This is a genomic window from Advenella alkanexedens (assembly GCF_019132845.1).
GTDB lineage: Bacteria > Pseudomonadota > Gammaproteobacteria > Burkholderiales > Burkholderiaceae_B > Advenella > Advenella alkanexedens.
In genome coordinates, this window is sequence record NZ_JAHSPR010000010.1 from 16,532 (window position 1) to 30,794 (window position 14,263).

At 51.4% G+C, this 14,263-nt stretch carries 8 protein-coding genes; 6 read left to right on the top strand and 2 right to left on the bottom strand.

All coding sequences use genetic code 11. The annotated features are described in order from the left end of the window. Positions 1-133 precede the first annotated feature (133 nt). Positions 134-421: a hypothetical protein gene (locus tag KU392_RS11990; protein WP_169295493.1), complete on the bottom strand. Its 288-nt coding sequence runs from the start codon at positions 419-421 to the stop codon at positions 134-136. A 105-nt stretch (positions 422-526) separates the two neighbouring features. On the opposite strand from KU392_RS11990, the gene apbC reads away from it, so the two are divergent. The 6 genes from apbC (at position 527) to KU392_RS12020 (ending at position 13,642) form a co-directional block, all read left to right on the top strand. After that, a complete protein-coding gene (gene apbC, locus KU392_RS11995) occupies positions 527-1,612 on the top strand; it encodes an iron-sulfur cluster carrier protein ApbC (protein ID WP_169295492.1) in 1,086 nt (361 codons plus the stop codon). Between the two features lie 100 nt (positions 1,613-1,712). After that, positions 1,713-3,440, top strand: coding sequence for an autotransporter assembly complex protein TamA (locus KU392_RS12000; protein ID WP_246587463.1), 1,728 nt, complete (start codon positions 1,713-1,715; stop codon positions 3,438-3,440). Positions 3,441-3,457: 17 nt separating this feature from the next. Then, entirely contained in the window at positions 3,458-9,466 is a 6,009-nt protein-coding gene (locus KU392_RS12005; RefSeq protein ID WP_217735431.1) for a translocation/assembly module TamB domain-containing protein, read from the top strand. Between the two features lie 113 nt (positions 9,467-9,579). After that, entirely contained in the window at positions 9,580-10,143 is a 564-nt protein-coding gene (dcd, locus tag KU392_RS12010; protein WP_169295489.1) for a dCTP deaminase, read from the top strand. A 36-nt stretch (positions 10,144-10,179) separates the two neighbouring features. Next, the gene (locus KU392_RS12015) at positions 10,180-12,444 is read left to right on the top strand and encodes an arginine/lysine/ornithine decarboxylase (protein WP_169295488.1); all 2,265 of its coding nucleotides are present in this window, start codon (positions 10,180-10,182) and stop codon (positions 12,442-12,444) included. Beyond that, a complete protein-coding gene (locus tag KU392_RS12020; protein WP_169295487.1) occupies positions 12,437-13,642 on the top strand; it encodes a BaiN/RdsA family NAD(P)/FAD-dependent oxidoreductase in 1,206 nt (401 codons plus the stop codon). The genes KU392_RS12015 and KU392_RS12020 overlap by 8 nt, the downstream gene beginning before the upstream one ends. A 40-nt stretch (positions 13,643-13,682) precedes the next feature. Here KU392_RS12020 and KU392_RS12025 read toward each other — a convergent pair whose 3' ends face one another. Next, positions 13,683-14,012 (bottom strand): GrlR family regulatory protein, encoded by a 330-nt coding sequence (locus KU392_RS12025; RefSeq protein ID WP_169295486.1) that lies wholly within the window; start codon positions 14,010-14,012, stop codon positions 13,683-13,685. Between the last annotated feature and the right edge of the window lie 251 nt (positions 14,013-14,263).

The window sequence follows — 14,263 nt, forward strand, 5'->3', positions numbered from 1 at the left end:
ACGAAAATGCCGGTTTTAACGGAACCGGCAGACTATTTTCCACCGGAAACGGGCGGAGTAAACACGAAAAGACAACAGAAAATCGTCGAAATCCTTCCATCTTACAGAAAAAGCCTAAATGAAAAACGGTTTCTTATTTTATTTCACGTATTTCAACGTCGGTCACGTCTTTGGCGCTGGTGGAAAATTTGCGTTTGTGGAATTTTTCCTGGAAGTCGGTTTGGGTCTGGCGGGCCCGTGTGCGTGATTGGGTCCAGAACTGGCCGGCAGAAAAATTTTGTCCGCGAACGCGGGCAATCACATACATAACACCCAGGGCAATGGCGGTTGATGCCATGAAGATGAATGCCATGCACAGGCCTACAATGGCCAGAATGACGAAGAGAATGCTTTTCAGGGTACTGTCTAGAAAATCTTTCATTGTGTATGGAAACCCCATGATAGAGGCAGGTTTATCTTCACCTGCTGATAATAAAAACGGTATGATTGACTATTCTACTCAAGTAAGTTTAAAAGTGATAAAACAATGCGTTTACAAATAAATACCATTCTTTCCGAGTTGCAGTCCGTGCGGGATCCACTTACTGGCATGTCCCTGGCTAAAAAGTTCAGGGAAAGAGACCTGGAAATCAAGGGTGATACCGTAGAAGTCAAATTGTTCCCGGGTTATTATCCTGCCGAAGATAAAAGCAATATCGAACAACAAATAACCAACGCCTGCACCAGGGCGGGCGCGGCTCAAACCCGGATCAATTACTTAGATGGTATCAAAAGCCACGTGGTTCAAGGGGGCTTGAAACCAATTGCATCAATAAAAAATATTATTGCGGTCGCTTCAGGCAAGGGTGGCGTAGGAAAAAGTACAACTTCTGTCAATTTGGCGCTGGCTCTGTCGCAGTCTGGTGCAAAAGTTGGTATTCTTGATGCGGATATTTATGGTCCCAGCCAGCCATTGATGTTGGGTGTTTCGGGTAAGCCGGAATCACGCGATGGCAAAAGCATGGAGCCTCTTGAGGCACATGGTGTTTATGTCAATTCGATTGGTTTCTTGATTGACGGGGACTCTCCGGCCATCATGCGTGGTCCCATGGTTGCACAGGCCCTGGAGCAATTGTTAAGGCAAACGAATTGGCCTGATCTGGATTATCTGATTGTGGATATGCCGCCCGGAACCGGCGATATTGCATTGACGCTGGCCCAGAAAGTGCCGGTTGTTGGTGCGGTTATTGTGACAACGCCACAGGACATTGCGCTGGCTGATGCCCGCAAAGGTCTGCGCATGTTCCAGAAGGTCAATGTGCCCATTTTGGGTGTTATTGAAAATATGTCCATGCATGTCTGTTCAAACTGTGGACACGTTGAGCCTTTGTTTGGTCATGACGGTGGGCGTAAAATGGCCCAGGAACTGGAGGTGCCATGGTTGGGCAGCTTGCCGCTTACATTGGCAGTGCGTGAGCAGACCGATTCGGGCAAGCCTACGGTGGTCTCGGACCCTGGCAGTGAAGCGGCTAGGTCATACCGTCACATTGCCCGAAAACTGGCGGTGACGGTTTCCGATTTGGCGGTAGATATGAGTGGCAAGTTTCCTTCAGTAGTGGTAAAACCGTTATGAAGTTAAATAATATGTAATACAACCCCGTTAACGATCCAATCCGATGCACTTTACAGCCCGGCACGTCATTTTTTTACCACTCCTCCTGTCCGCCACTTCAATGGCGTTTTCTGCTGGCAAGCCCGAGGTGGTGATTGATCCCAGTGGATTAAGTCCAGAAGTATTGAGAAGTGTTAATGATGGTATTAGTGCCGTGGTGCGTCTGGCTGATGATCAGGACGGTGGCGAAGCCGAGCGGATTCGCAGCCGGGGCCGTGAGGCCGTGATTTCCGCCCTTGCCACGCAAGGGTATTTTGCCCCCAAGGTGGACCTTGAAGTGGGTGAGGACGTGGCAGGTGAAACCTGGGATATTTATATTGAGCCTGGTAAGGTGTCCAGGGTGGCATCGGTGGAGAACCGCTTTTTGGGCAGTATCACCGGTGCCCAATATGTCCAGCGGGTAGAGGCCCTGAAAAAAAACTGGGGCTTGCCGGTGGGGGAAGATTTCATTAATGCCCGGTGGAGCGCCTCAAAAAGCGCCTTGCTTGAAGGTGTGATGGACCGCGACTTTTATCTTGCCCGCATGATCCACTCCCAGGCAGTGGTGAACCCCGAAACATCCACGGTTGATACCGTCACCGAGGTCAATAGTGGGCCGGCAGTCACCTTGGGCAATATCGAGGTCATTGGCCTGCGCCGTGTTCCCGAAAGTCTGGTGCGTCGTTATATCCGCTATAAACCGGGTGATCCCTTCGTTCAGGATCAACTTGATGAGTGGCAGCAGGCCTTGCAGTCAACCAACTTTTTCAGGGGGGCATTCGTTTCCCTGAAAACCCCTGAAGGCTCGGAAGTTTACGATATGGAACAGGTGGAGCTGCCGGTATCTGTTCGGGTAACTGAAGGTCCGGCAAGCTCTGTTGCCGGCTCCTTGGGGGTGGACGACATTAGTGGAATTCGAGTTGAAGGCCTGTATAAGCAAAATGTGGTTTGGGGGCTTCCGGTTATTATGGAAACCGGTGCCGGCTTCGATTTCAAGAGTCAGCGTGCCTTTCTTGATTTTACCTTGCCACCCAATTATGACGGATCAAGGGACAGTTTTGGGATCATGGCCCGTCATTCCGATATTCAAAATGAAGATGTGACCCGTTTTGGCCTGGGCTGGAAACGAAAACGTGAATTCAAACTGGACCCGGAAAGCCGGGTTGATTATGAATCCAACTGGGGAGTGCTGGTTGCGTACGATTCTGTCAAGCGTGAAGATGAAGCGCGTTATTCTTTGCCAACTGTGGTGGGTACCTGGGACTTGTTGCGACGGGATCTTAATGACCGATACGATCCGCGTGACGGGAATCTGATTGCCCTGGGCCTGGGGGCCGGTATGACGCTGAACAAGCAGCAGACTTTTGGCCGGGTTGGTGTGCGGGTGCAGCAATGGTGGCCGGTGGGTAAACGGGATGTTTTTACGTTGCGAGCCGAGGCGGGACAGGTATTGGGCTCCAAAAATACACCTATTCCGGATGACTTCGGTTATCGGACAGGTGGTCCCCGCTCTATTCGTGGTTATAAATACAATGAGTTTGGCCGCCATGTGGGAAATGCCGTTGTCGGCACCCGTTCGCTGGCGGTGATGGGTGCCCAGTACATGCATTACTTTGATGACCGTTTTGGCATGAGTGTGTTTATCGATGCCGGTGACGCAGCGCCTTCTTTCCGGGACATGAAAATTGCCGTTGGCTATGGAGTGGGGGCGCTTGTCAAGACGCCAGCAGGGCCTTTATCGCTTGATTTGGCATGGGGGCAGCGTGACCGTAAACTAAGACTGCACTTTTCTTTAGGGGTGGCATTTTGAGCAGGATCCGCGGGCATTTGAAAAATTGGTTTAACTGGAAAACCAGTCCTTTAGTGGTGCTTTTCCTGCTGGCCGCTTTTCTGTTCTGGGCATTGGGTACCAGTGCTGGCAGCAAATGGACTTTGCGTACTGTGCTCGCCCAGGTGGGCGGTGAAATGGATGAGGTTGAGGGGACAATCTGGCGCGGCCTTAAACTTGGACGGCTGGTGCTTGATACACCTGAAGTAAGCGTGGTGGCAAACAATGCCCGTGTTCAGGTTCAATGGCTGGAGCTTTTCAATCGGCGTCTTAAAGTGACCCATATGGAAGTGGGAGACCTGGATATCCGCCTGTTGCCGGTGCCATCCCCAGAGCCAGAAACGGAATCGGGGCCTTTTACCATGCCGGGCCTGCCCGTCACCATAGAGGTGGATACCGTTCGCATAGGCAACTTTTCACTGGTGCAGGCCGATGGCAGTCATTTGCCGGTTGGTTTAAGCGGGTTTTGGGTTAGCAATTTGCGGGTTAACCAGGAACAGGCCAGCGGGAAAATTGACAGCGTGCATATCAGTCATGACCTGGTCAATAGTGACTTAAGTGGCAATCTTAAAATTACCCAACTCAAATCGCCCTGGCCATTGGAACTGGATCTTCAGGCCATGACATCCAGTGAAAACCGCGATTCCCCCATTTGTCTGGATCGTTTTCTGGTTACCTCCATATTCAGGGGGCAACATGGCAATCGTTGTACTTTTAATCTTGATCTGCAGGCACAGGGTTCGGCCGAGCGCCTGGATATTGCCCTGGAAGGAAGTGGGCAGGGCGTAAATCTGGACGCCAATACCGTGTTAAACCTGTTTGCACCGGTTCCCCTGGAAAATGCACATTTGGCACTGGCACTTGAAAATGGTGCTTCGCTGGTGCTTAATGCCGAACTGAAAGAAAAACAGGGCATTGAGGGTACAGACCGGCTGGAGGGCAGTTTGCTGAGTAATCAGCTGGCCTTGCATCAACTGCTGGCCGGTGCCGTACCGGAGTCACTGTTAACTGCCCGTTTCGGCTTCAAGGCAGACTTTGCCGGGCTGGGCAGGTTGCATCAGTTGGATGTGCAGGCAAAGATAGATGCGGCCAGCCGCTGGAACCGACAGCCTTTGTCGGGTGATATCAACTTGCAGCTTAAGAATCTGTCTTCGGCCGATGCGATTTATATCGACAACGCGCATATTGATCTGGTTCAGGGCCGAAATAAAATCCGCTCATCGGGCGGCTTTGGTCATGCTGACAGCCGTTTGTTGCTGGATATCAATCTGCCTGAATTGGCCAGCCTGTGGCCGGGTCTTGAAGGCAGCGGCAGCGCCAATGCAGAGGTGAACGGCTCGTTGGCTAAGCATGGCGCATTTCTGAAAGCCACATTTGCTGAATCCAGGGTCAGGGAACTGGGCAAGGCACCTGTCAGTCTTGAAACCCGCCTTAACGGTGCGTTGATTCAAAATGAGCAGGGGCAGCCGGTGTGGCAGGGTGATATTGCCGGCCTGAGGCTGCAACATGCGAACATTCGCCTGGAGCAGCAGGATGCGTTGGCGCTTTATTTTGCCCCGGATGCCCGTGACCAGGAAAAGCAATGGTCAGTGGGGGCGTCGCAATTCAAGCTGGTTTTGAATGGCAAGCCGGCAACCCTGGCGCACCGGTTGTCTGAAGGCAGCCAGCGTGGCTGGAAAACACAGGGGGCGTTCTCTGATTTAACGCTTAGTCATTCCTTGATGACTGATATCCAGCAGGCCCTGGCAGGTGGAAACGACGCAAAACCGGTGGCTGCAAAAGCCAAACAAATCGCCGATGTTGTTTACGATGGTAATTGGGATTTCCAGCAAGTGCAGGCCTTGACCGGTACGGTCAATTTGCAGCGTACCGCAGGCGATAGCATTTTGCCACTGGCGGTAACCATTCCTCTGGACTTCAATACCCTGGCGATTCGGGTGAAAGAAACCCATCAGCTTGATGAGTCCCCACTGATGGTCATTGGTGCTACCGGGCAGGGCAACAAGTCTTCCCTGGATATGAGCCTGAATCTTGATCTGGACTCGCCTTTTCCTTTACGGGATGGTCATGTAAACCTGGGCCTTACTGATAACTCCCGCCTGCAGCTGAAAACCGTGGTGCATGAAAACCAGGGTGAAAACAGCGGGGATAAAATCAGTACCACGTTACACATGCAAGACCTGGCGCTGGACAAACTGCTGGCGGGCACAGTGCCCCCGGCCTTATTGAATACCGATATTCGTGTGGACATAGATTTGCTGGATCAACAGGAAATCAGGAGTGTGGTGCTTGATGCCCGTTTCAGCCCGCCAAGCCGGTGGAACAATCAGCCCCTGGACGGGCATTTGAAAACCCGTATTGATACCAGTGGCTTGTTTGCGTCCACCCCGGTTGGTATTGATCCTTCAGCACCGCAAGCGGTCAGGGCCAATTATGAAAACCTGAGCGTGTCAGAGACCGATATTTACCTGGTGCAGGGCAATAACCGGATAGCCGGTTCGGGCGGTTTTGGACAGGCACACAGCCAGTTGGCGCTTGATGTGAATGCGCCCACACTGGCCTCATTCTGGCCAGGTTTGCCGGGCAGCATTCATTTCAATGGTGTTCTGGATGGTAATTTGCCGAATCACAAGCTGGCTTTGCAGGCCATGTATGCCGATGCCGCCGATAATCGTCTTGGCAAGGCACCGGTCACTCTGAATCTGGATCTTCGCGGACGCTGGGCCAGTGCCCGGGAAGGCAATAGCTGGGTGGGTACCCTTGGCGTACTGGATGCCAAACATGCCGGTATCCGGCTGTTGCAAACTTCACCTTTGTCGTTTTCGCTGATGCCTTCCGCGGTTGGTGATATGCAGTGGACGGTTGGTCCATCTGCCTTAAGCCTTGAATTGCCCGATGATCATCGGGTGTCCATCTTGCAGGAAGGGGCCCGGGGCAGTAACGGGAAATGGCAAACCAGCGGAGCCATCAAGGATTTGGCCATTAGCCCTGAACTGATTGATCAGGTAAGACAATTAATAGATCCAGCCCTGAAACAAAAACTGGCCAGCGCCAATGGTAAAAAGAAAGAAGAACGCAGGGAAGTGGTGCTGGATGCCGACTGGAATTTGGACTTTGACCGGTTCTTGCTGGGGAGTTTGAATCTTGAGCGAACCAATGGTACCGGTGTTTTGCCGTTTGCCACACCGATACCACTTGATTTTCATGCGTTAAGCCTGGATATCACGCAGCAGCCGGGTGGTGAAGGCCAGGGTGATCTTATCCACCTGAGCGCTTTGGGTCAGGGTGAGAAATCAAGCCTGAGTGCCAATATCAATGCCGATATGCTGTCTGCCTATTACTTGAATGATGCTGATATCAGTGTCAGTCTTCCTGATGGCTCTGCCTTGCAAACCCGGGTAACGGTAACGCCCAATGAGGCCAATCGCTCGTATCGTATTCTGGGTTCATTGGCCACGCAAAAGCTGGCGCTGGGTAAACTGCTTGAAGGCATTATTCCTTCTTCAGTGGTTGGGGCAAGGCTGGAGCTGGATTCGGAACTGTCTCCGGATGTTGGTCTTTTGAATGTGTCAGTCAAAGGGGATATTGACGAGGGCAGTCAGTGGAATAAGCAGAAACTGGCAGGCAAGTTTGATGTTGCCCTGTTGCGCCAACTGGGTTCATCCGGTGGTGTGGCTGTTGGTGCGATTGATCCACATGTTTATACCATTCCCAGGGCCGATATCAACCTGACGTTGGGCGGCAGTGCCATCAAGTCAGCAGGTGCTTTCGGGCAGGCCACTGATAAACTGAGCTTGTCGGTGAATGCTCCGCGGTTTTCCGATTTCTGGCCAGGTTTGCCGGGCAGCCTGGTTTTGAATGGCAATCTCGATGGTTCGCTTGCCAGTCACGTGCTTGGGCTTAAAGGCACGTTTTCACAGGGCAAGTCAACAGAATTGGGTCGGGCACCGGTTGGTTTTGATGTAGGGTTAAAGGGCTTCTGGGGAGAACTGGCTGCGGGCGCTGATGGCTGGAAGGGTACCCTTGAGCGGCTCCAGGTCTCACATGCCGGATTCTCGGCCAATCAGGAAAAACCGCTGGAGGCCATGCTCCTGCCTGCCGGGGCGGGGGGCAAGCCTGAGTGGCAACTGGGTGTGTCCCAGTTAAGGATTGGCCTGCCAGGCAAGCATGAAGTGGTGATCAACCAAGAGGGTGCCAGTGGCCGGGATGGACACTGGGCCAGCAAGGGGTCTATCAATCGCCTCTTAATTAATCCTGCTTTGGTCAAAGACATGCAGGAAGTGCTGGGTATGTTGGAAAACAACAAGAAGAGCAACGGGAGGATTGTCGACAATCGCAAGAAGCAGGCTGTTGATGAAAACCTGCTCTTTGATTTTGACTGGGATCTGCAGTTTAATGGTACCCTGGCAGGTACGGCCAACCTGAAGCGGATTGGCGGTGATTTCGTGGTTCCTCTTCAGAATCCCCTGGCATTGGGTTTGAAGCAAATGTCCCTGGCTGTCAAGGCTAATCCGGTATCAGGAACCCAAAGTCAGGTATCGGCCGATCTGCTTATTGATACCCGGGACAAAGGTACCCTGACAGCCCGTGTCAATAGTCGCATGAATGGCATGACGCCTGATATCAATGGTGGGACCAGCGTTGCCCTTAAAGGCCGGCTGGACGATATTGCCTGGCTTTCCGCTTTCACCGGAGAGCTGCTTGACCTGGGGGGCAGTATCAATCTTGATATGACGGCGCAAAGCAGTACATCGGGTCAATGGTCAACCTCAGGATCGGTAACGGGCAATAAAGTGAGGGTTGTGCAAATTGAAAATGGGGTGCGCCTGCTGGACGGGACACTTAATGGTACTTTCCGCAATAATGAATTTGTGATCAACACCCTGCATTTTCCTTCGGTCATCCGGGTGGTGCCAACCGAGTGGCGTACCCGGCAATGGATTGAAGAAAACCCGCCGGCCCAGAAAGGCAGCATGAATATTACCGGTCGCTGGAACCTGATGACAGCCAAGGGTAATGCCAAGGTAGTGCTTGAATATTATCCGATCGTACAACGGGCTGACCGTTTTGCCATGGTCAGTGGCAGTGTTGATATTGATGCCAGCCTGCCTAATATTGATATTGATGGCAAGGTAACGGTCGATGCCGGGTGGGCCAGTATTGATATTCTTGGTACTGTCCCCACGGTGGATAGCGACGTGGTTGTGCTTCAGCCTGGCCAGAAAGAGGTGGTGCCAAGTCAGTCCACCACAAACCTGAATCTGGATTTTACGGTTGATTTGGGGCCGCGGTTTTATCTGGTGGGCATGGGCCTGAACTCGGGTCTTGTGGGTGACCTGAATATTACTCAACGAGATGGTCGCCTGACGGCATTAGGGGCATTTCGCACCCGTGGTGGTGCCATCGAGGCGTATGGACAGCGTTTGCAAATTCGTCGCGGACGGATCACCTTTCAGGGCAATATTGAAAATCCGGTGCTGGATATTGAAGCCATCCGGACCGGTCTCGAGGTAGAGGCCGGTTTGCGAGTGGTGGGCACGGCCAGAAGACCACGGATTACGCTGGTCTCTTATCCTGATGTGAGCGAAGTTGAAAAATTGTCCTGGCTGATTATGGGGCGTGGCCCTGACAGTAACGGTGGGGATATTGCCTTGCTGTTTTCGGTGGGGTCATCCATCTTGGGGGGTGGTGAGCCTTTTTACCGGCAATTGGGGATAGATGATGTGGCCGTGCGTACCGGTGACTTGGGCAAATCAGGCAGTGTTTTGCCTGAGCAAACTGTGGCCTCCGGTCTGGAGTTTGATTCTTCCAGTAATTTGTCAACCCAGTTTTTTGTTGCCAGCAAGAAATTCGCCAATGGGGTGACTGTCAGTGTGGAACAGGCTTTGGCAGGAACCGGTACGGTAGTCAAGGCCAGTTATAAACTGTTCAGATATATAACGGTTGATGCAAAAGTGGGTACAACGAATGGTATTGAATTTGTCTATCGGCGTTTTTTCCGGGATTGAGGGAAATCAGAGTTGCCGGTCTTCAGGTAAGGCTACAATTCTATATTCAATTTATGAAGCCGGTTTTGGCGAAAGACAAAATCGGTTTGTGCAATTTCACTGAGAGTAAGGCAATGAGCATAAAGAATGATCGTTGGATCCGGGAGGCATCGGCTGCCGGTATGATCGAACCCTTCGAACCGGGGCAGGTTCGCTCGGTAAATGGTGAGAAAATCGTCAGCTATGGTACCAGCAGCTACGGCTATGATGTCCGTTGTGCCAATGAGTTCAAGATTTTTACCAATATCAACTCCACGATTGTCGACCCCAAGTCATTTGATGAAAAATCATTTGTTGATTTTGTGGGTGATGTATGCATTATTCCGCCCAATTCCTTTGCTCTGGCCCGTACGGTGGAGTATTTCAGGATTCCCCGCAACGTGCTGACCATTTGTCTGGGCAAAAGCACCTATGCCCGCTGTGGAATTATCGTCAATGTCACGCCCCTCGAACCCGAATGGGAAGGCCATGTGACGCTTGAATTTTCAAACACCACTCCTTTGCCGGCCAAAATTTATGCCGGTGAAGGCTGTGCCCAAATGCTGTTTCTGGAAAGTGATGAAGAATGTGAGACTTCATATAAAGACCGTGGCGGCAAGTATCAGGGTCAACAGGGCGTAACACTGCCAAGAACATAATAGTTGCTCACCGTATTGTGAGTGAAGGAGTTTCGAATGAAGTTTCGCTTTCCCATCGTTATTATTGACGAAGATTTTCGCTCGGAAAGTGCTTCCGGGTTTGGTGTACGAGCCCTGGCCGATGCCATCAAGGCGGAAGGGGTAGAGGTGCTGGCCGTGACCAGCTATGGGGATCTCAGTTCGTTTGCCCAGCAGCAAAGCCGGGCCAGTGCCTTTATTTTATCCATTGACGACGAAGAGTTTGATGTGGATTCTCCAGAAGACGTTGCGTTTGCGATTAAGAACCTGCGGTCGTTCATTGGCGAATTGCGTTTTCGTAATGCTGAAATTCCGATTTACCTGTACGGTGAAACCAGAACTTCCCAGCATATCCCCAATGATATTTTGCGGGAATTGCATGGTTTCATTCATATGTTTGAAGACACGCCCGAGTTCGTGGCACGCCATATTATCCGCGAAGCGCGCAGCTATCAGGACAGCCTGCCACCACCGTTTTTCCGTGAGTTGGTTAAATATGCCCAGGATGGCTCTTATTCCTGGCACTGCCCGGGCCATTCGGGTGGGGTTGCCTTCCTGAAAAGTCCGGTAGGCCAAATGTTTCACCAGTTTTTTGGTGAAAACATGCTGCGTGCCGACGTTTGTAATGCGGTCGAAGAATTGGGGCAGTTACTGGATCATACCGGACCGATTGCCGAATCAGAAAAAAACGCGGCCCGTATTTTTCATGCCGATCATTGCTTTTTTGTGACTAACGGTACGTCCACTTCCAATAAAGTGGTGTGGCATGCCAACGTTGCGTCCAATGATGTGGTGGTGGTAGACCGTAACTGTCACAAATCCATTTTGCATGCCATTACCATGACGGGTGCCATTCCGGTGTTTTTGCGTCCAACACGCAATCACCTGGGGATTATCGGTCCGATTCCCCTTGAGGAGTTCGAGCCTGAAAACATCATGAAGAAAATAGAGGCCAATCCGTTTGCCCGCAATGCGCTTAACAAGAAGCCACAAATCCTGACGCTTACCCAAAGTACGTATGACGGCGTTATTTATAACGTTGAAATGATCAAGGAAAGGCTGGGTGATATGGTTGAAAACCTGCATTTCGATGAAGCATGGTTGCCGCATGCTGCTTTTCATGAGTTCTACAACAATATGCATGCCATTGGTGAAGGACGTCCGCGCAGCAAGAATGCCATGGTGTATGCCACGCATTCCACCCATAAACTGCTGGCGGGTATTTCACAGGCTTCCCAGATTGTGGTGCAAGAATCCGAAACCCGCGAACTGGACCGCAATATCTTCAATGAAGCTTATTTGATGCATACCTCAACCTCTCCCCAGTACGCGATCATTGCTTCCTGTGATGTGGCGGCAGCCATGATGGAGCCGCCGGGTGGTACCGCCCTGGTAGAGGAAAGCATCCGCGAAGCCATGGATTTTCGTCGTGCCATGCGTAAAGTCGCTTCTGAATATGGCAAGGATGACTGGTGGTTCAGGGTATGGGGTCCCAACCGTCTGGTGGCTGATGATATTGGTACACAGGAAGACTGGTTCCTGCGTTCAGGCGAGGAATGGCACGGTTTTGGTGATCTGGCCGAAGGCTTTAACATGCTTGACCCGATCAAGGCCACCATTGTGACACCGGGCCTGAATATCAATGGCAGTTTTGATGCCACCGGCATTCCGGCGGCACTGGTTTCCAAGTACCTGACCGAGCACGGTATTGTGGTTGAAAAAACCGGACTGTACTCTTTCTTCATCCTGTTTACCATTGGCATTACCAAAGGCCGCTGGAATACCATGCTGACGGCATTGCAGCAGTTCAAGGATGATTACGACCGAAATCAACCCCTGTGGCGTATCATGCCCGATTTTTGCGCGAACCATAAGCAGTACGAACATATGGGTCTGCGCGATTTATGCCAGATGATTCACGAGGCATACCGGGATCATGACGTGGCCCGCCTGACCACCGAAGTGTATTTAAGTGATATGGTGCCCGCGCTCAAACCATCCGATGCTTTCGACAAGATGGCGCATCGGGACGTTGAAAGGGTGAGCATTGATGATCTTGAAGGAAGGGTAACCGGTGTTTTGTTAACCCCTTATCCTCCGGGTATCCCCCTGTTGATTCCAGGCGAGCGCTTCAATAAAACCATTGTGGAGTACTTGCAGTTTGCCCGTTCTTTCAACGCAAAATTCCCCGGTTTTGAAACGTTCATTCATGGTTTGGGTACTGACGTTGATAAAAACGGCAATACCCGTCTGTATGTGGATTGTCTGAAGCTTGATGAGTAACGGTACGGTGTTTGACGTTGCCATCATTGGTGCGGGGGCGGCAGGCATGATGTGTGCCGCTGTCGCCGGCCAGCGTGGCCGGAAAGTGGTATTAATTGATCATGCCACCAAGCTGGCCGAGAAAATTCGTATCTCTGGCGGTGGTCGATGCAATTTCACCAATCTGGGGACCACCTACCAGCAGTTCATTTCCAGCAATGTCCGGTTTTGCCGCTCGGCCCTGTCGGCCTATACTCCGCAGGATTTTCTGGCCCTGCTGGCGAAATACAAGATAGCCTGGCATGAAAAGCACAAGGGGCAGCTGTTTTGCGATCACTCCAGTGAGGACATTATTCATGTTCTGCGTACTGAATGTGATCTGGGCAAGGTGGCCTGGCGTATGGGGTGTACCGTCAATGAGATCCAACGGCCGGAAGAGCAGTCATTTGTGCTGCACACATCAGCGGGAACGATTCGTGCCGCAAAGCTGGTAGTGGCCACTGGCGGGATGGCCATTCCCCAGCTGGGTGCCAGTGACTATGGCATGAAAATCGCCCGCCAGTTTGGCCTGAAAGTGGTGGAGCCCCGTCCGGCCCTGGTGCCCCTGACATTTGATGCTGACACCTGGCGGCGTTTCAGTACGCTGGCGGGTGTGTCACTTGAAGCGGTGGTGGCGACCGGTAGCGGTAAAAAGAAACCGCAGTTTCATGAAGATCTGCTGTTTACCCATCGAGGTTTATCGGGGCCTGCCATTTTACAGATTTCCAGCTATTGGGAGCCAGGCAGCCCCATCATGCTTGATCTGCAACCAGAGCAGGATCTTGAGTCTGCATTGATTGAAAAGAAATCGGGCAGCCGCCAGCAGTTGTTAACCGTATTGGGTAATATGTGGCCCAAACGGCTGGCAGAGTGTTGGCTTGAAAACCTGGGCATTGCCCATGATACGCGCCTGGCTGATATGCCCGACAAAAAAATAAGAGAGTTGGCCACCCTGATTCATGACTGGCAATTAATACCAACTGGTACGGCCGGGTATAAAAAAGCCGAAGTCATGAAAGGGGGGGTGGATACCGCAGAGCTGGATCAGAAAACCATGGAATCCAAAAAACTGCCAGGCCTGTATTTTATAGGTGAAGTGGTTGATGTAACAGGTTGGCTGGGTGGTTATAATTTCCAGTGGGCCTGGGCATCCGGAGTGGCCTGCGGGCAGGTGCTTTAATCTTTGAAAACAAGCAGCCTGCAAGGCTTGGCCAAAAAGTTTATAAATCTATATTGGCTATTTTGGTGGCGGCAATTTTGATTTCACGACCACTGGGTGAGTAGCCGGTCATTTCAAAGCCGGTTTCGGTTTTGACACCGGTCAGGGACAGGTCAAAGGCATCGTTGGTGGTGCCGAATGCTTCGTTGGTCTGGGCTTTATAGGCCTTGATTTTCAGGTTGGCCACCACTTCATCAGGTGTAGTGGCCTGAATGGTTCCAGAGTAAAGATAATTGGCATCTCCACCACGGATACGGGCATCTTCAATAACGGTAATGCCGGGGTTTGTCTTTGATTCAGCAATCAGGGTTGCATAAAAACCATTATCCATAGTTGGCTCCTTTTGGTTGTAATCGGGTCTACATTAACAGACTTTTCATGATAGTGATATGACAAAAATACGTAGACCCGTTAAATGATTGGTACTTGGTAAAACCAGGAGGTTAGTTTGTAACATGAATCAGTCTGGTGGGCAGTTCTGGTAAATACCTAGAAAACAGCTTATTTATTGCCGTTAATTAGTAATATAATTTTCAGAAATGGGAGGTTCAGGTAGTTATTTGCATGGCCTTGCCATATCCG